The 18,565-nt window shown below is 37.5% G+C and carries 12 protein-coding genes; 5 read left to right on the top strand and 7 right to left on the bottom strand.

Translation table 11 applies throughout. The features are described 5' to 3' along the window. Positions 1 to 3: 3 nt before the first annotated feature. Both ACKWCD_RS15545 and ACKWCD_RS15540 read right to left on the bottom strand, forming a co-directional pair. A complete protein-coding gene (locus tag ACKWCD_RS15545) occupies positions 4 to 1,281 on the bottom strand; it encodes a BaiN/RdsA family NAD(P)/FAD-dependent oxidoreductase (RefSeq protein ID WP_413984874.1) in 1,278 nt (425 codons plus the stop codon). Next, entirely contained in the window at positions 1,281 to 1,970 is a 690-nt protein-coding gene (locus ACKWCD_RS15540; RefSeq protein WP_413984873.1) for a glycerophosphodiester phosphodiesterase, read from the bottom strand. Before ACKWCD_RS15540 ends, ACKWCD_RS15545 begins: the two co-directional genes overlap by 1 nt. A 249-nt stretch (positions 1,971 to 2,219) precedes the next feature. Between ACKWCD_RS15540 and ACKWCD_RS15535 the strand changes: the two genes are divergently transcribed. Next, complete coding sequence (locus tag ACKWCD_RS15535; RefSeq protein ID WP_413984872.1) at positions 2,220 to 2,636, top strand: hypothetical protein; 417 nt, start codon at positions 2,220 to 2,222, stop codon at positions 2,634 to 2,636. A 62-nt stretch (positions 2,637 to 2,698) separates the two neighbouring features. Here ACKWCD_RS15535 and ACKWCD_RS15530 read toward each other — a convergent pair whose 3' ends face one another. The 4 genes from ACKWCD_RS15530 to ACKWCD_RS15515 are packed head-to-tail and all read right to left on the bottom strand — an operon-like array spanning position 2,699 to position 8,659. Next, positions 2,699 to 4,573 carry an alpha-amylase family glycosyl hydrolase gene (locus ACKWCD_RS15530; protein ID WP_413984871.1) on the bottom strand — a complete coding sequence of 625 codons (1,875 nt, stop codon included), beginning with the start codon at positions 4,571 to 4,573 and terminating at the stop codon, positions 2,699 to 2,701. A gap of 13 nt (positions 4,574 to 4,586) precedes the next feature. Then, the gene (locus ACKWCD_RS15525; RefSeq protein ID WP_413984870.1) at positions 4,587 to 6,896 is read right to left on the bottom strand and encodes a glycoside hydrolase family 65 protein; all 2,310 of its coding nucleotides are present in this window, start codon (positions 6,894 to 6,896) and stop codon (positions 4,587 to 4,589) included. A gap of 57 nt (positions 6,897 to 6,953) precedes the next feature. After that, positions 6,954 to 7,610, bottom strand: coding sequence for a beta-phosphoglucomutase (gene pgmB / locus ACKWCD_RS15520; protein ID WP_413984869.1), 657 nt, complete (start codon positions 7,608 to 7,610; stop codon positions 6,954 to 6,956). Positions 7,611 to 7,633: 23 nt separating this feature from the next. After that, positions 7,634 to 8,659 (bottom strand): LacI family DNA-binding transcriptional regulator, encoded by a 1,026-nt coding sequence (locus tag ACKWCD_RS15515; RefSeq protein WP_413985056.1) that lies wholly within the window; start codon positions 8,657 to 8,659, stop codon positions 7,634 to 7,636. Positions 8,660 to 9,023: 364 nt separating this feature from the next. On the opposite strand from ACKWCD_RS15515, the gene ACKWCD_RS15510 reads away from it, so the two are divergent. From ACKWCD_RS15510 to xylA, 4 genes are all read left to right on the top strand, one after another. After that, positions 9,024 to 12,113 (top strand): SusC/RagA family TonB-linked outer membrane protein, encoded by a 3,090-nt coding sequence (locus ACKWCD_RS15510; RefSeq protein WP_413984868.1) that lies wholly within the window; start codon positions 9,024 to 9,026, stop codon positions 12,111 to 12,113. A gap of 15 nt (positions 12,114 to 12,128) precedes the next feature. Further along, on the top strand, positions 12,129 to 13,757 hold the full coding sequence (locus ACKWCD_RS15505; RefSeq protein WP_413984867.1) for a RagB/SusD family nutrient uptake outer membrane protein: 1,629 nt from the start codon (positions 12,129 to 12,131) through the stop codon (positions 13,755 to 13,757). Positions 13,758 to 13,882: 125 nt separating this feature from the next. Further along, positions 13,883 to 15,367: a xylulokinase gene (locus ACKWCD_RS15500; RefSeq protein WP_413984866.1), complete on the top strand. Its 1,485-nt coding sequence runs from the start codon at positions 13,883 to 13,885 to the stop codon at positions 15,365 to 15,367. Position 15,368: 1 nt separating this feature from the next. Then, positions 15,369 to 16,694, top strand: coding sequence for a xylose isomerase (gene xylA, locus ACKWCD_RS15495; protein ID WP_413984865.1), 1,326 nt, complete (start codon positions 15,369 to 15,371; stop codon positions 16,692 to 16,694). A gap of 94 nt (positions 16,695 to 16,788) precedes the next feature. On the opposite strand, the gene ACKWCD_RS15490 is transcribed toward xylA, so the two are convergent. Continuing rightward, complete coding sequence (locus tag ACKWCD_RS15490; protein WP_413984864.1) at positions 16,789 to 18,375, bottom strand: solute:sodium symporter family transporter; 1,587 nt, start codon at positions 18,373 to 18,375, stop codon at positions 16,789 to 16,791. Between the last annotated feature and the right edge of the window lie 190 nt (positions 18,376 to 18,565).

Raw genomic sequence — 18,565 nt, 5'->3', positions numbered from 1 at the left:
AACTTATAATTTCGTTATTCCTTTGGCAGCTATAAAAGCTCCTGTCCAAGCATTTTGAAAATTGAATCCCCCAGTTATGGCATCCACGTTGATTACTTCACCTGCAAAAAACAAATTGGGTTGCAATTTGCTTTCAAAAGTTTTAAAATTAATTTCTTTGAGGTTTACTCCCCCTGCTGTTACGAATTCTTCTTTAAATGTACTTTTCCCGTCAACTGAAAATTCGCATTTCGTCAATTGATTGGCTAATGATTGTAATTGTTCTTTATTCGTATCTGCCCATTTTGTATCCTCGGAGATGCCTGTTGCACGAACCAGATTAGTCCACAAACGTCTTGGAATGTCCACAGCTTTCGTACGTAGTACTGTTTTCTTTCCCTCTACTTCCTTGATTTCCTGTAACAGACTAATGACCGCATATGGATGATAATCAGGAAGCCAATTAATTCTCAACTGAAATTTATAGTTCATTTCGTTCAAAATCCTGGCGCCCCAAGCAGATAGCTTTAAAATAGCCGGACCGCTTAATCCCCAATGCGTAATCAAAACTGGTCCCTCAGAAAGCAACAAAACCTTATCGGACACTTTGGTTTTCAACTGTATAGTAATTTTAGGTTGGTACATCTTTTTTGCTAAAACTTCTACACTAGCGTAGGTGCTCAAACCAGGAATTCCTTTTATGCGATCATCTTTGATATTAAAAGTAAAGAGTGATGGAACAGGAGTTTCTATGGAATGTCCTAAATTCTCAAGCATTTTCCAAATTTTTGGATTGCTTCCTGTTGCAATCAACAGCTTTCTACATTGATAGGTTTTCTTTATCGAAGTAACTTTCCATGAACTTTCATCTTCATTTTGAATAGAGGTAATACCAACAACACTGCTATGTTTTAAAACCTGAATTCCTAAACGTTCGACTTCATTTAAAAAGCAATCAATAATGGTCTGAGAGGAGTTTGAAAAAGGAAACATGCGACCATCATCCTCTATCTTCAAATCAATACCGCGCTCTTCAAAAAAAGAAACTGTATCACCACTGCAGTAGGTATGAAACGGCCCTAAAAGTTCTTTCTCTCCTCTAGGATAGTTTTTAACAAGTTCGTTGGGATCAAACTCTGCATGTGTAACATTGCATCTACCACCACCAGAAACTTTCACTTTTGAAAGGACCTCTTTGCCACGTTCGAGGATAGCAATTTTGAGATTTGGATTTGCCTCTGCAATATGAATTGCGGCGTAAAAGCCAGCCGCACCTCCACCAACAATTAGTACGTCAAACATTACTGAACACGTTCGGGATAATTAGTGATAATACCTTCAACTCCAAAACGCTTCATTTGTAGAATATCGTTAGGTTCGTTCACCGTCCAAACATATATTTTAAACCCTGCTTCTTGAATTTTCAGATTGTTTTCAGCATTCAACATTTTGAAATTAGGGTTAATGGCTTCGGCTTTCAACTCACTTGCTATCGAAATTGCATCTATCGGGTCTTTTTCGGTCAACACAGCAATAGGAATATCAGGGTCAAGTGCGCGCATTTTTTTTAGTTCATCCCACCTAAAACTAGAAATTAAAAAATCGTCTAACTTCCACCCTTTTTCTTCAATATACTGCCTAATAATAAGATTAACATGTTCAGCAGTACCAGCACCTTTTAACTCAATGTTGATTTTAACCTTGTGCCCAATACTATTAAGAACATCTTGTAGAGTAGGTATTTTATGCCCCCCTTTTACGATGACTTTCTGTAAATCTGAATAGCTTTGGTCTTCTACACTTCCTTCAGTATCTGTCAAACGGTCTAGCTCATCATCATGAAAAACAACTGTTTCGCCACTTTTAATTTGAAAAACATCTATTTCAATCATGTCTACAGATAACTCTATTGCTTTTTCAATTGAAGCTATGGTATTTTCTGTTTCGTGACCCATAGCACCTCTATGGCCTATTACTAATGGTTTGTTCATATCATCACAGCTTAAAAATAAAAAAATTGAAAGTACTACGGTAGCCAACTTCATTTCAGTATTCTTTTAGATAAGCTTCAAATATACGATTGGTTCTACAATTTAGAAGAGCATATCTTCGGAATCGAAAAATAGCTTTAATTCATATATAAATTACACCTAATCAGATAGATAACAATTGTTAAAATTTTAAAAGAGTATTGATTTTTATTTACATTTATTTGAAAACAACCAATTAAAACCAATATTATGTTTACAAAAACAAATTTAATTTCAACAATTGCTACCACTATTTGGGGCTTTATGGGCGGCTATCTTTTATGGGGTGTTTTGGCCGACAGTTTTCTAAATAGTCATATGGGAACAGCAGCAGGAGTGCCGAAAGAAGTTCCAGAATGGGGTATTTTAGCACTAGGATGTTTAATTCAAGCCTTTGCGTTTTCAAGTATTTTTAGACAATGGGGTGAGAGCCGTTATACAACCTCAGATGGTATAAAATACGGCATTCTTATCGGTGTTTTAGTAGGATTAGGAAATGAACTCATCAACCATGCTACAACAAATGTTCTTGACTTAACAGGAGCTCTTGTTAATGGATTGATTTACATCTTATTTTATGCAGTAATGGGCTTTTTGGCCGGACTTATTTACAATAAAATCAAATAAAACATTGAATACTAACATTAAAAAAGGCTTCCGTTTGGAAGCCTTTTTTTACAAAATAAGAGTTAGTTCAGTTGAAAAATGAAAGATTCCAAACCTTTCAATTCAATTTGAATCTTACCTATGCCTTCATTCACTTTTAGAAGGTTTTCATTTCCATATAAAACATCTTCTAAAGAATACTCTCCATCTTTAAGATTCCATTTTTGAATTAGCTCATTAGGTATTTTTAATTCGAAAGAATACTCCTTATCAGCATCAAAATTGGAAACTACAATTAGTCTTTCGTCAGCTGACCAACGAACAAATGAAAGTACCCGATGGTTGTAGTTATCAGTATGCTCTCGATTGTAATAATGAATATCTGCATACTCGCCCATAAGGGCATCACTATTCACAGTAAAGTTCAAAAGTCGCTTATAATAATCACGCAGATTCTTTTCTTCCTCAAATAGCTGGCCTCCATCAAATTTTCGGTCATTAAGCCATCTTTGATGTGCTGGTACTCCGATGTAGTCAAAAATAGATGTTCGGGTTGGTTTTCCAAATCCTGCGTCCTCTTTACCGGCTTCTCCAACTTCTTGTCCGAAATATAGCATCGTTGGTGATGTACTTATTGTTGCTGAAACTACCATTGCGGGTTTACCTTTTTCAGCACTACCGGCGAAATCAGGACTAGCAATTCGCTGCTCGTCATGATTCTCTAAAAAGTGCAACATATTGTGTTCGATATCTTGCAACCCTTCTTGTACTTTCGGAATATGGTCCGTCCAACCATGCCCCTGCATAATATGCTTCAAGCTATCATAAAGTTCTACTTTGTCATAGAGGTAATCCATTTTTCCTTTGTGGAGATATTCTCGATATAAACCTGGCTGATATACCTCAGCCAATAGAAAAGCATCGGCATTTTTCATTTTTATATGAGAATTCATATAACTCCAGAATTCTACAGGAACCATTTCCGCCATATCATAACGGAATCCGTCAACTCCCATTTCCAGCCAATACAAGGCAATATTTTTGAACTTTTTCCAAGAACTTGGAACATCTTTATCTGACCAAAATTGATAGTGTTCATTGTAACTTTTTGAATCATATCCATCGGGAAGCCTATCGAAATCATATGAACCATCTGGTCGAACACCGTAATTTATTTTCACCGTTTCATACCAATCATTCATATTGGGTTGCGGTGACCGAGAACCATTTCCTGTCCATTTCGCAGGAATTTCCTCGTATTTTCCATCGGATAAAACATTTGCATCTCCTCCTAAAGGAAGGTATCCGTTTTCCCAATTCGGGACTTTGAATTCCGCATCAGGTACGTAATAAAAATTATTATTGCGCTCGTATTCCACTAAAGTATTATCGGTAGCACCAAAAGGTTCAGAACCCTTCGGTGTTGACTTCCCTTCGTAATTTCTGGCAACATGATTCGGTACGATATCAATAAGCAATTTCAATCCGGCAGCATGTGTTCGTTGAATCAAATTTTGAAATTCCTCTAGTCGCTTCTCCGGGTTTTCCGCCAAATCAGGATTCACATTGTAATAATCCTTAACGGCGTAAGGTGAACCAGCGCGACCCTTGAAAATATCAGGGTCATCGTTTGAAATTCCGAATTCTGAGTAATCGGTAATCACTCCGTGATGCGGAACTCCGGTATACCAGATATAGGTAACTCCCAAATCTTTGATTTCTTTCAAAGCTTCCTTTGAGAAATCGGAAAATTTTCCAACTCCATTTTCCTCAAGGGTGCCCCAAGGTTTCTTGTTGGTATTTGTATTTCCGAAAAGTCTGGGAAACACTTGATAAACGACTTGTTTCTTTTTAGCAGCTTGACTTTGCGTCATTTTCTCAGTAGCGTTTTTATCTGTTTTGCAGCCCAAAAATACAATTGAAATACATACAAATGTTAGTTTCCAGACCCCTTTCATTGATAAAATAAATTTAAATGGATATCAACTTGGCAGGTTCCAAAACTACTCGCTCTCCGTTTACACGAATCGACATATCTTCTTTGCCCCCTTCTAACTCAAATTTTGACCCTTCGTTAGACACCGTTACTTTTAAAACACGTTTTCTAAAATTGATTTTGAAAGAATATGCTTTCCATTGTTTCGGAATTCGTGGTGTGAACGACAATTTATCATCAATCACACGCATTCCTCCAAAACCTTCAACGATACTCATCCATGTGCCGGCCATTGAAGTAATATGAAGACCTTCTTCTACTTCTTTGTTGTAATCATCCAAATCTAAGCGCGAAGTACGCAGATAGAAAGTATAGGCCTGTTGCATGCGGTTTAACTTTGCTGCTTGAATGCTATGGACGCAAGGGGACAACGAAGATTCGTGAACAGTAAAAGGCTCGTAGAAATCAAAATGTTTTTCTAATTTTTCGGTAGTAAAATGATCTTCAAACAGGTAAAACCCCTGTAAAACATCAGCTTGTTTGATGTAGGGAGAACGTAAAATTCTATCCCAACTCCATTTTTGATTGATAGGGCGGTGCGATTTTGGTAAATCCTCAACTGTAATCAATTCTTTATCCAAAAAGCCATCTTGTTGCAGAAAAACATCCTCCTCCTCAGAAAATGGGAAGTACATATTTTCCGCTACTTTTTTCCATTTTGATTTTTCCGAATCCGTAAGCTTTGAAACGCCAATGATTCGGTTGTAATCTTCAGGATAACCATCTTTTACTTTCTGCAACTGCTCAACGGCATAATTAATACACCATTTTGCCAAGTAGTTTGTGTACCAATTGTTATTTACGTTATTCTCATACTCGTTGGGTCCTGTAACCCCAAGAATTACGTACTTATCTTTTTGCTTTGAGAATGTAGCTCTTTGCTGCCAAAAACGAGCAATTCCGATAAGTACTTCTAATCCCATTTCTGGGATATATGAATAATCCCCCGTAAAACGGTAGTAGTTATAAATCGCAAAAGCAATGGCCCCGTTTCTATGGATTTCCTCAAAGGTAATTTCCCATTCATTATGACATTCTTCGCCATTCATGGTCACCATCGGATACAAAGCTGCTCCGTTTGAAAACCCTAATTTCTCGGCGTTTTCAATGGCTTTTTCTAAATGATTATAACGATATTCTAATAAATTTCTAGCTACGATTTGGTCTTTTGTCGCCATATAAAATGGAATACAATAAGCTTCGGTATCCCAATAAGTGCTTCCCCCATATTTTTCACCAGTAAAGCCTTTTGGGCCGATATTTAGTCTGGAATCCTTGCCTGAATAGGTTTGGTTAAGCTGAAAAATATTAAATCGGATAGCCTGTTGTGCTTTTACATCACCTTCAATTGTAATGTCGCTCATTTTCCAGATATCGCTCCATGCCTCTTTTTGCTTTTCTAATAAAGCTTCAAAACCTAAATCAGTTGCTTTTTGCAAAACGTTCTTTGCGGCGGCCGCTAAATCTTCTTTCTTATGATTGGTATCAACAACATAACCGCCAAACTTATGAAGCGCGACGGTTTCGCCTTTTTTTACCTTTTGAGTATACCCATGAGAAACGAAAAGTTCCTTTTTCGTTTCAGTGGGCTTTTGCTCAATTTGCTTCCTGTTAAGGTGGAGTTGTGCTAACATAAAAGTACAAGTCGCAAAATTCGTCTTCATGGTGTGCGCTTGAATAAACGCTTGATTTCCCTCAGATACAACATCCGTAGTATTCCAAAATTTATCATCCCAATTGCTGTCTTCGTTTGTAATTCCGGAATCTAAATACGGTTCAAAGAGAATTTCAACAGCATCCTCAAGCGGCGTAATTTCATATTTTATGGCCCCAACTTCATCCAAATTCAAACTCAAAAAACGGGTGACCTTGACCGCTAACTGAATATTATTGTAAGTTTCGGCCTTAAAAGAACGTTGGTACCAACCCTCTTTCATATTCAGTTCTCGCTTAAAGCCAGAAACTGACTTGCAAGTGTTTAAATCTAAGGACTCTCCGTTTACGCTGACTTTGATTCCAATCCAATTTGGAGCGTTCAAAACTTTAGCAAAATATTCGGGATAGCCATTTTTCCACCAACCCACTCTTGTTTTATCCGGATAGTAAACTCCACCAATATAACTTCCTTGAAAAGTCTCACCTGAGTAGTGCTCCTCAAAATTGGCGCGTTGCCCCATGGCTCCGTTACCAATACTAAATAAACTTTCGGAAGATTTTACTCTTTCCGCATCAAAGCCCTCTTCTATAATTGACCAATTATCTGCTTTTATGTAATCTTGATTCATTAAATATCATCTCTTTTGTTCATTTTCCTCTAGAGGAAAATCTATTCCTTATAAATCTTAGTTTTTTATCAAACCGCTTAGAAATTCTAAACTCATTTCTGTGAAGTCTATAAAATTGTGTTTCGCTTCTGACAGTATTGCACTATCTCCAATTCCGATACTAACCATATTGGCGGCATTGGCGGCCTCCACTCCAGCGACAGCATCTTCAAACACCACACAATTGTTTGGGTCAACACCCAACTTTTCAGCTGCAATAAGAAAAACTTCAGGATCGGGTTTAGCCTTGGTAACATTATTACCATCTACTATACAATCGAAGTAGGACAACAGTTTTACCTTTTCAAGTATGGGTTTCGCATTTTTACTTGCAGAACCTAATGCTATTGGAATATTTCTTTCCTTCAAATAGTCGAGCACTTTTGCGACGTCTGGAAGAATTTCAGAAGCATCCATTTTTTCGATATATTTTAAATAATCCTCATTCTTCTCTATCATCCAAAGATCAAATTGCTCTTGAGTGGCTTTAACATTTCCAATTTCTAACAAAATTTCCAGACAACGTTTTCTGCTGACTCCCTTAAAAAGTTCATTTTGTTCTTCGGTAAATTCAAAACCTAATTCTTCTGCTAAATTTCGCCAGGCTAGGTAATGGTATTTGGCGGTGTCAACAATAACACCGTCTAGGTCGAATATAAATCCGGTTTTCGTCATTTCGTAAAAATGGTTTGATTTGATTAATTGATGGTAGATTCTCTTTCAATTAAAGTAGCCTCAATAATTTCCGTTCTAAAAACTTCTTCCTCTTCTTCTACATATTCACTTTCTACCTTTTCTATAAGCATTTGCGCAGCAATTTCACCCATTTGGTCACCATGCTGGGCAATAGCCGTCAAGCTAGGCTGAGAGTATTTCGACAGTAATCCATCTGTAAAACCAATGAAAGCAATATCTTCAGGTATTCTATAGCCCTTTTTTCTAGCAATTCCCATTGCATGAATTGCTGTTATCTCATTTACGGCCAATACTGCATCTATCTTATTCCTTTCCAAGAAAGGGTCAATAATATCGATATTTTCATCAGGTGGCATTTTCAAAATTAAATCTTCATCTACTTCAATATTATATTCAGCAAGAGCCCGTCGATATCCCTTTTCCCTTTTCTTGTTAACCGTGTAAAAATCACCAGTGGAAAAAAGGGCGATTCGTTTCTTTCCTGATGACAACATTTTTTTTACCGCTTCATAGGCAGCTGCTTCATCATTGATGACCACTTTATCACAATCTATTTCATCCGTCGTGCTATCAAACAATACTAAAGGAATGCCCTGTTGTGTAACCTCTCTTAAATGGTTATAATCATTTTTCTGCTGCGTCTCGCTTGAAAGGGCCATGATAAAGCCATCGATACTGCCATTTGCCAACATCTCCATGTTTATAACCTCCTTATCAAAAGAACCATAGGAAACGCAGGCGATTACATTATAACCTCTGCTATTCGCATACTTCTCAATGCCGCGAAATACCGTAGTAAAAAAATAATGCACAATATCAGGTATAATAACCCCAATATTCTTAGTATGCTTATTTTTAAGACTTACTGCTATGTTGTTAGGCTTATAGTTATAAAGTTTTGCAAATGCTTGAACTTTTTCTTTGGTATCTCTGCCAATTTCTTCGCTATTTTTTAAAGCTTTCGATACCGTAGAAATTGACACCTCCAGTTCTCTTGCAATATCTTTTAATGTTATTTTTCTGCGCAATGGTATCATTTTAAAGGTTTAACAAATCCAAAGTAATTGTTTAAAGCAACTTATATTAATAAAATGTTGTTTTTTAACATTTTCCAGTCAGAAACGAGTCAATTTCAATTTGAAATCAACAAAAATAAAAAGGTTTATATTTGTTGAATTGTACAAATTTTGCTTTTTTGCATTAAAAAAAATGCGAAATGCCTAATTTTACGCATCTTAAATCAATATTATCTTATTTTGGAAAAGTTATCAACACGAAACCGTTTTCGTAGTTTGTAGATTTACACTTAAACTCAGTTTAACACTTTTTTTACATATTTTTAACTCTTGAATTTCAGTTTAAATTAAATTAACTCAACTTAAATTAACATCTATGAAGATTACGCTACTCAGAAGCTTGTTAGTAGTTGGAGCATTTTTATGCTTCGGACTAACACAAGCGCAAGAAGTAACCGGAACAGTTTCCGATGCTAACGGCCCCTTGCCTGGAGCAAGTGTCGTAGTTAAAGGAACCACTACCGGAACCCAAACTGACTTTGATGGTAACTACACCATTAACGCAGAAAGTGATGCCACCTTAGTATACAGCTATGTGGGCTTCAAAACACAAGAAATTGCTGTCAATGGGCAATCATCCATTAATGTAACCATGCAAGAAGATGCAGAAGCATTAGAAGAAGTGGTAGTTATTGGATACGGTACGACAACCGTAAAAGATGCTACAGGCTCAGTTACGGCTGTTACTTCTGAAGATTTCAACGGAGGTATCATTTCCTCACCAGAACAGTTGATTCAGGGTAAAACAGCTGGGGTTCAGATTTCACAATCAAGTGGTGAGCCAGGAGCTGGTATTGCTATTAGAATTCGTGGTTCTAACTCAATTCGTTCTAATAACAATCCATTATTTGTTGTTGATGGTGTTCCACTATCTGATGAAGGCACTACGCCCAATGCTGGTGGTATTGTTGATGGTGGAGATTCTGCCAGAAACCCATTAAACTTTATCAACCCGAATGATATTGAGAGCATGTCTATCTTAAAAGATGGTTCTGCTACCGCTATTTATGGTTCTAGAGGTGCAAATGGTGTTGTTATTATTACTACAAAAAGTGGTAAAGGTAGCCAAGGTGGTACATTTGAATGGAGTAGTGATTTAAGCATCTCTTCTCCCGCAAATGAGTACGATTTATTCAACGCCGCGGAATATAGAGCTCAAAATTTAGCTTTAAGAAACGAACCCGTTCCTACTTTTGACGACAATACTGGTTCTGATACTGACTGGCAAGATGTGATTACACGAACTGCTGCCTCTACTAACAATAACTTATCATATTCAAATAATTACGGAAAAGGTAACGTACGTGCTACCTTTTCTTACGGACGACAACTTGGTATTATAGAAAAATCTGGTCAAGAAAGAGTTACTGGTAGAATTAATGCCGCCCATCGTTTTCTTAATGACAAATTACGCTTAAGCGTTCAAGCTTCTATTTCACGTGTTGAAGATCAAGCTCCTGCCATTAGTGGCGGTGCTGGTGCCAGCGGTAACCTCATAGGTGCTGCATACTCAGCGCCTCCAACATGGCCGAATGAACCAGGGTTCTCCATTGATGGTAACCGCTTAAACCCTGCCAATATCTTAGCAAGTTTTGAAGCTCAAACTATTACCGATCGTCTGTTAGTAAATGCTGCTGCTGAATATGACATCGTAGAATCGCTTATGGCCCGAGTAAGTGTGGGTTATGATAATTCTGATGCTTTTGCAAGTTCTGTTGCATCAGGCGGTTATTTAAATAATGGTAGAATTACGGGGAATGGTCAGGCCTCATATAACACCCTAGAAGCTACCAGTAAATTATTAGATGTAACCTTAACTTACGACAAAGATTTTGGGGACTCAAACTTAAAAGCTCTTGTAGGTTATTCTTTTCAAGATTTCCAAAGACAAGGATACAACTCCCAAGGATGGGGAGGCGGAGGAACCGATTTGAATCAAATGTTCCAACTTATTGAAGAAAATGCAGAAAGTTTTTCAAACTTACTTACAAATTTTCAACAATTGGGGTATGATGAAAATGGTAGTGGCAATAATTTTGTCAATGTACTTTTACCTTTTGATAACACTGGAACTATACCTAACGGGGGGGTCAGTAATTTCCGTTCATTTTGGTTAGATACCTTTAATAACACAGACGAACTTCAATCATTCTTTGGTCGTGTTAATTATTCTCTAAATAATAAATTTCTTTTTACAGCAACGGTAAGAGCTGATGGTTCTTCACGTTTTGGTACAAATAATAAATATGGTATTTTCCCTTCTGGTGCATTTGCCTGGAAGCTAAGTGAAGAAGATTTTGTTGGAGATAATGTTTCAACCCTTAAATTAAGATTAAGTGCAGGTGTAACCGGTAACCAAGGTGGTTTGGGTTATGCCAACTATTTGAAAAGACAACGTTTTGGTGGTGCGGGCATTTCGAATGATGGAATTGTTGTTCGACCAGGTATTGAAACTGTTGCGGTTCAAAACCCTGATTTAAAATGGGAGTCGACAACAGATTATAACTTAGGTATTGACTTTGGATTTAACGCGGACCGTTTTAGAGGTTCTGTGGATGTATATCGCAAAGAAACAAATGATCTTTTATTTCGTCAAGCCGCTGCTGCACCGGCATTTGACCCTTTTAAATTTAGCAACTTAGAAAACGGAACTATCATAAACCAAGGTGTCGAATTGGCTCTAGGATATGATTTAGTTCAAACTGATAAAGTGGGTTTCTCTGTAGATTTCAATATTGCATACAACAACAACGTTGTTGAAGGTCTTAATGGAACTACAGCCGACTTTGGAGCTATCAACGGTCCTGGCCTTACAGGAGCGTTTGCTCAACGTTTAGGAGAAGGTAGATCTTTATTTTCTTTCTATATGGCAGAGTATTCTGAAGATGCCAGCGGAGTTCCAAATTTTTCAGCTGATGACAAAGGTTTCGTAGATAAAGATGCACTACCAGATATTACTACAGGTCTTTCTTTAAATTTCAACGCTGGTCGTTTCGATGCATCTGCTTTCTTTGCAGGTCAATTCGGTTTTTATATTTATAACAACACAGCGAATGCCTTCTTGAACAGACCTACATTTGAAACTTCAAGAAACGCTACCCCTGATGCGCTTGAACTTACTTCGCAAGAAGTTTCCACTTTGTACTTAGAAAAAGGAGATTTTGTAAGGTTACAAAATTTATCCGTCGGATATAATCTACCTGTTAGTGGTGAAGGCTTATTCAAATCGATGCGCTTATCACTTAATGGACAAAATTTATTTGTTCTTACCGGCTATAGTGGTTTAGATCCAGAAGTATCTTCCAGCACAGGAGATTTAGGAACTGGTATTCCGAGTGCAGGTATAGATTATACCTCTTTTCCAAGACCTAGAACCTTTACTTTGGGCTTGAATGCGAAATTTTAACTAAAAAAAACTGCAATGATGAATTATTTAAAAACAAAAAGAAACGTGCTGATGCTTTCCATAGCAGCAGCAACGCTTGTATTCTCCTGTACAGATTTGGAGATTGAAGAAACAGATTCAATACTGGCAACTGGGTTTGAAGGAATTACTGATGCCACGCTTGCTGATGATCAAGTAAATTCTATGTACAACTCTCTCAGAGGTTATATAGGAGATCAAGCCAATTTGTACGCATTGAGTGAAGTTACTACCGATGCCCAACTTATTCCAACCAGAGGTTCTGACTGGGGTGATAATGGCATTTGGAGACAATTGCATCAGCACTCTTGGACACCTGATCATTCGTTTATCACAAACGTATGGAACCAATGGAATGAATTGCAGTTAACCGCCAGTGAAGTTCTTGATGATCGTTCAAGTTCCTCAGCTGAAGCAAAAGCACAAGCCAATTTCTTAAGAGCGCTTTCGATGTTTGTGATATTAGACAATTTTGGTCAAATTCCTTACAGAGACACACAGGCTTCATCTCAAGCTGACCCTGAAGTGCTTTCTGGTTCTGCTGCCGTAGACTTTATAGTAGCTGATTTAGAAGCAGCTATCTCCGGTTTACCAACTTCTTCTGCGGGAGATGATAACATTAGAGCAACGAAAGCCGCTGGCAGATATTTACTTGCTAAAGTTCTTTTAAACAAACATATATATAATGGTTCAGGAGCTACAGATGCTTCGGATATGAACAGAGTTATTTCTTTAGTTGATGAAATCGATGCGGATAATTACGCCCTGCAAGATGGATATTTTGACATTTTCAGAAATACCAGTGATACTGAAACTATTTGGTATGTGAATACAGGTGTTGGAAATAGAATTTTCAACGGCTTACACTATAACTCTACCGGTATTGGTGGAGGTGGCTGGAACGGCTTTAGTACACTAGCCGAGTATTACGATTTATTTGAAGGTGACCCTAACAGTAATAGATCAGAAACTCTTGATGGTGCTCTTTTAGACGGTCAGGAAGAACGTCGCGGTGGAGTTCCTCTTAATGGAGTTCCTTTCTCAGGAGTTGATGGCACTACTGATAATGGCGGTTTTGAAGATGGTTCAAATGTTGGAAATGGATTTTTAATTGGTCAACAATATGGTTTAGACGGTTCGGCTTTACAAGAAAGAGGTGGAGCTCCATTGGATTTCACTCGTGAATTTACCAGCACCGTTACAGGTTCTAGTAGTTTAATAGATAACAATGAAGTCAGAGGTATTCGTGTTATGAAATATAACCCCCGTTATGGCGGTTTTACGGAGCATGAAATTTTCTTCAGATATTCTGATGCCTATTTGATGAGAGCTGAGGCGATGTTGCGAAGTGGAGGAGATGCTACGGCAATGGTTAATGCATTACGAGTAATTCGCAAAGCTTCGCCATTAGGTTCAGTTACAGAAAGCGATATACTTGCTGAAAGAGGAAGAGAGCTTTATTGTGAGTTCTGGAGACGTAATGATTTAATTCGTTTTGGTCAATATACACGTGATTGGGAATTTAAAGACCCTGCCGCTGTAGGTAATACAGATCGTAACTTGTTTCCAATTCCAGCAACGCAGATCATTCTTAATCCTAACTTAGTTCAAAACCCAGGATACTAAGGATATACATTTTTAAGTGTCTAAAAAGCCCTGATGAAATTTCATCGGGGCTTTTTTTGTTGGGCTATTTGTCAATCAAAACAAAAACAATAACTTGTCTTTTCAACCTATCTCAAAAGGAATAAATGTATTCGATCGGATATGATATCGGAAGTTCTTCAATTAAAGCGGCACTTGTCACTATTTCAAGTGGAAAAACCGTTGCTTTAACTAGTGAGCCTAAAATAGAAATGGAAATGAAAGCCGTTCAAAATGGCTGGGCAGAACAAGACCCTGATACCTGGTGGCTTTATATTTGTAATGCGACGAAAAGACTATTAAAGGAGAATAACATCAAAGCGGAGAGTATAACGGGAATTGGAATTTCATATCAAATGCATGGTTTAGTGGTGGTAGATAAACGCGGAAACCCTTTACGAGATTCTATCATCTGGTGTGATAGTCGTGCCGTTGAGATTGGCCAAAAAGCCTTTAATGATTTAGGTCAAGAGAAGTGTGCTGAGCAACTACTAAACTCCCCGGGAAATTTCACAGCTTCGAAACTAAAATGGGTAAAAGAAAATGAACCTGAAGTATATAATAAGATTTATAAATTCATGCTGCCTGGTGATTATATCGCTTATAAATTAGGAGGTGAAATCTGTTCTACAATTTCAGGTTTATCAGAAGGGATTTTTTGGGATTTCAAACAAAATTCAATCGCTGATTGGCTACTAGAACATTATGGAATCAACAAAGAATTTGTCCCTGAAATAAAGAATACTTTTTCAATACAAGGGAAAGTTTCGCAAAAAGGAGCTTCAGAATCAGGTTTGGCAATTAACACACCTATTTTATATCGTGCAGGTGATCAACCAAACAATGCCTTGTCTTTAAGTGTATTCAATCCTGGTGAAGTTGCCGCGACTGGAGGGACCTCTGGTGTTGTATACGCTATAACGGATAACCTTTCCGTTAAGGAAAGTTCACGTGTTAATAATTTTGCACATGTCAATTACAACAAAGCAAAACCTCGAATTGGCAAACTTTTATGTATTAATGGAGCTGGCATTCAATACCGATGGCTATTAAACAATTTAAAAGTGTCGTCTTATGATGAAATGAATGAACTGGCCGTCTCAATACCTATTGGTTGCGATGGAGTTATGATTCATCCTTTCGGCAATGGCTCTGAGCGTATGTTAGACAACAAAATAATAGGCACTCAACTATCAGATGTTAACTTAAACAACCATACCAAAGCACATCTTTGCAGGGCTGCACTAGAAGGCATCGCGTTTTCTTTTGTATATGGAATGGAAATCATGACCTCAGATGGAATTACACCAAAAGTAATTCGAGTAGGAAATGACAACCTTTTTCGTTCTGATATTTTCTCAAATACAATAGCAACCCTAATCGGACAAGAGATAGAAATTTACAATACAACAGGAGCAATAGGTGCTGCCCGGGCTTGTCAATTACATAAAGGTGATTTCGACACTTTCGGCAAACAAATGATGGATAATGACCATGTTATGGGTTTTAAACCTTCTGATAAAAAAGAAGCTTACCATAAGGCGTATCAAAATTGGAAAAATAAATTAAAACAATTTTTAAAAAACAACTAATATGGCGATCATAGGAGATAAGGAATATTTTAAAGGAATCGGTGAAATTAAATTCGAAGGCAAAGATTCAGATAATCCTTTAGCCTTTAAATATTATAATGCTGATCAAATTGTAGCAGGCAAAACCATGCGTGAGCATTTTAAATTTGCTATTGCTTACTGGCATACATTCTGCGGACAAGGAGCAGATCCATTCGGACCTGGCACACAAAACTTTCCTTGGGATAAACCTACTGATGCTGTTGAAGCAGCCAAAGAAAAGGCTGATGCTGCTTTTGAATTCATTACCAAAATGGGTTTTGATTATTTCTGTTTTCATGATTTTGATTTAATACATGAAGCCCCAACCTTCGCGGAATCAGAAAAAAGACTAGCTACTATTGTCGACTACATCAAAGAAAAGAAAGCAGAATCAGGCGTTAAATTATTATGGGGTACAGCAAACTGCTTTTCCAATCCACGTTATATGAACGGAGCTTCAACAAACCCTGATTTTAATGTTCTTGCTCGAGCAGGCGGACAAATAAAATTAGCTCTAGATGCTACCATAGAAATGGGTGGTGAAAATTATGTTTTCTGGGGAGGTCGTGAAGGTTATATGTCACTTTTGAATACTGATATGAAACGAGAACTAGACCATATGGGAAGGTTCTTAGGAATGGCAAGAGACTACGCAAGAGCCCATGGTTTTAAGGGAAATTTCTTTATTGAACCAAAACCTATGGAGCCGATGAAGCACCAATATGATTTCGATTGTGCAACCGTCGTTGGTTTTTTACATCAATATGGATTACAAGATGATTTTAAGCTCAATATCGAAGTTAACCATGCTACCTTGGCAAGTCATACTATGCAGCACGAATTAGAAATAGCTGCTGCACACGGAATGTTAGGAAGTATAGATGCCAACCGGGGTGATTATCAGAATGGTTGGGATACCGATCAATTTCCAAATAATATTACAGAAGTTACTGAGGCAATGCTGGTATTCCTTAAAGCCGGAGGATTGCAAGGAGGTGGTATTAACTTTGATGCCAAAATTAGAAGGAATTCCACAGATATGGATGATGTTTTCCACGCACATATTGGAGGTGCAGATACTTTTGCCAGAGCCTTATTGGTTGCGGACAAAATCATTTCTGCTTCTCCATATGATTCTCTTCGCGAAAAAAGATACAGCTCGTTTGATTCAGGAAAAGGAAAAGATTTCGAAGATGGAAAATTGGACTTTAAAGCTTTATATGAAATTGCCAAAGAGAACGGTGAACTTGAACTACAAAGTGGAAAGCAAGAATTGTTTGAAAATATTGTGAATCAATATATTTAGAGAAGAGTAATTGATTACTTTGCTCAAGCAACATTTAAAAAAACCGGCCCTTTTGAGGGTCGTTTTTTTTAATTCTAATACTTTAGATTAGCGCTTATCTAAAAATTATGTAAGTGCTTACTACCACTAAAGTAATTATAACACCAACAGGTTTTACATACTTCCAATTCGTAATATCCACGTCATTTGTATACTGCTGTATGTAATCAGTTTCCCTTGGCTTAATCATTCCAATAACAAGCATTAAAACAACAGTCCCCACGCAAGTAATCGCCTGCATATCCAGCATGTGGGGTAACCATTCTATCCCAAATCCTCTTGATAAAATAATATAGGCTACATATAGAACGAAAGCAAAAATAATCCCTGCTTTTGCGGCAATAGCTGGAACACGCTTTGACAAGAAGCCAACAACAATTGCCGTCAAAATAGGAACACTATATGCTCCGTTTACTTGCTGTAAATATCCAAAAAGACCATCCGAAGCGTAGTACAGAAATGGCGCCAAAACCATTGCGAAAAGAGCCAATCCGATTCCAAATCGTTTGCCATATGCAACTACCTTTTCTTCCGGTGCCTCTTTGTCAATGTATTCTTTATAAATGTCTATTCCAAAAAGCGTAACACAGCTATTTAGAGCACTATTAAAAGAACTCAAAATAGCTCCAAAAAGTACCGCTGCAAAGAAGCCAACAAAACCTGCCGGCAATACTTGAGCTACCAATTTCGGGTAGGCTTGATCTGGCCGTTCCAATTGACCGTCAAACATGTGAAATGCAATGATACCGGGCAAAACCACAATTATCGGACCTAATATTTTAAAAAAAGCTGCTAGCATCAATCCCTTTTGGCCTTCAGCTAAATTCTTTGCGCCAAGAGCGCGTTGAATTATCTGTTGATTGCTTCCCCAATAAAACAACTGCACCAAGACCATTCCCGTAAAAATGGTATGAAAAGGGATACTTGAAGTATCAGAACCAATAGCATTGAATTTTTCTGGATGCTCTGTAGTCAATTTTGTGATTCCCCCTAGAATACTATTGTCATCACTAATCGCCAACAGTCCAAAAACAGGAATTAAAAGACCTCCTATTAGTAGTCCAATAGCATTTATACTATCCGATACTGCAACTGCTTTAAGTCCTCCGAAAATGGCATAAATACTACCAATGACTCCAATACTCCAAACACAAACCCAAATAGAAGCCCATTCAGAAATCCCCAATTTACCTGGCAAATTAAACATTCCACTGATCGCTAAAGAACCCGAATACAAAACAATAGGCAGAAGAACGATAGCATAACCACTCAAAAACAAACCAGAGGTCAAGGCCTTAGTAGTTGTATCAAACCTTCTTTCCAAATATGTCGGAATTGTACTAATACCACCTTTTAAATATCTCGGCAAGAGATAAATTGCACAAATTACCATGGCAATGGCTGCCAAAGTTTCCCAAGCCATTACCAAAATACCATCTCGATAGGCATCACCATTTAGCCCCACGATTTGCTCGGTAGAAAGGTTTGTCAACAACAATGAACCTGCAATAACACCTGCCGTTAGGCTTCGTCCTCCCAAGAAATATCCATCGGAGGATTTTTCATTGGTTTTCCTTGTTGATAGATATGCAATTACCGCTACTAAAATGGTAAATCCTAAAAACGAAATGATTCCTAACATTAGAATAAACTTGGTTTGATTATTTCTCTAAATATATTGGATTTTCTTTAGAGAAAGCACATCTAAAACTATATACTAACACTACATATGCTAAAAATGTATTCTAGTTAGAAAATTGTAGCATTTAGTCTATAAAGATTAACTTTCGCAACTTCTCGCTTCATCAAAGATTACGTATATTGCGTGTTAT

The organism is Maribacter taeanensis (assembly GCF_047345145.1).
Taxonomy (GTDB): domain Bacteria; phylum Bacteroidota; class Bacteroidia; order Flavobacteriales; family Flavobacteriaceae; genus Maribacter_C.
Note: the sequence above shows the minus strand (reverse complement) of the source record. Positions and strands in the feature narration are given on the sequence as shown.

What these genes read in the sequence shown, in the direction of transcription:
- ACKWCD_RS15545 (WP_413984874.1), bottom strand. Translation starts at nt 1,281, where the DNA reads ATGTTTGACGTACTAATTGTTGGTGGAGGTGCGGCTGGCTTTTACGCC.
- ACKWCD_RS15540 (WP_413984873.1), bottom strand. Translation starts at nt 1,970, where the DNA reads ATGAACAAACCATTAGTAATAGGCCATAGAGGTGCTATGGGTCACGAA.
- ACKWCD_RS15535 (WP_413984872.1), top strand. Translation starts at nt 2,220, where the DNA reads ATGTTTACAAAAACAAATTTAATTTCAACAATTGCTACCACTATTTGG.
- ACKWCD_RS15530 (WP_413984871.1), bottom strand. Translation starts at nt 4,573, where the DNA reads ATGAAAGGGGTCTGGAAACTAACATTTGTATGTATTTCAATTGTATTT.
- ACKWCD_RS15525 (WP_413984870.1), bottom strand. Translation starts at nt 6,896, where the DNA reads ATGAATCAAGATTACATAAAAGCAGATAATTGGTCAATTATAGAAGAG.
- pgmB (WP_413984869.1), bottom strand. Translation starts at nt 7,610, where the DNA reads ATGACGAAAACCGGATTTATATTCGACCTAGACGGTGTTATTGTTGAC.
- ACKWCD_RS15510 (WP_413984868.1), top strand. Translation starts at nt 9,024, where the DNA reads ATGAAGATTACGCTACTCAGAAGCTTGTTAGTAGTTGGAGCATTTTTA.
- ACKWCD_RS15505 (WP_413984867.1), top strand. Translation starts at nt 12,129, where the DNA reads ATGATGAATTATTTAAAAACAAAAAGAAACGTGCTGATGCTTTCCATA.
- ACKWCD_RS15500 (WP_413984866.1), top strand. Translation starts at nt 13,883, where the DNA reads ATGTATTCGATCGGATATGATATCGGAAGTTCTTCAATTAAAGCGGCA.
- xylA (WP_413984865.1), top strand. Translation starts at nt 15,369, where the DNA reads ATGGCGATCATAGGAGATAAGGAATATTTTAAAGGAATCGGTGAAATT.
- ACKWCD_RS15490 (WP_413984864.1), bottom strand. Translation starts at nt 18,375, where the DNA reads ATGTTAGGAATCATTTCGTTTTTAGGATTTACCATTTTAGTAGCGGTA.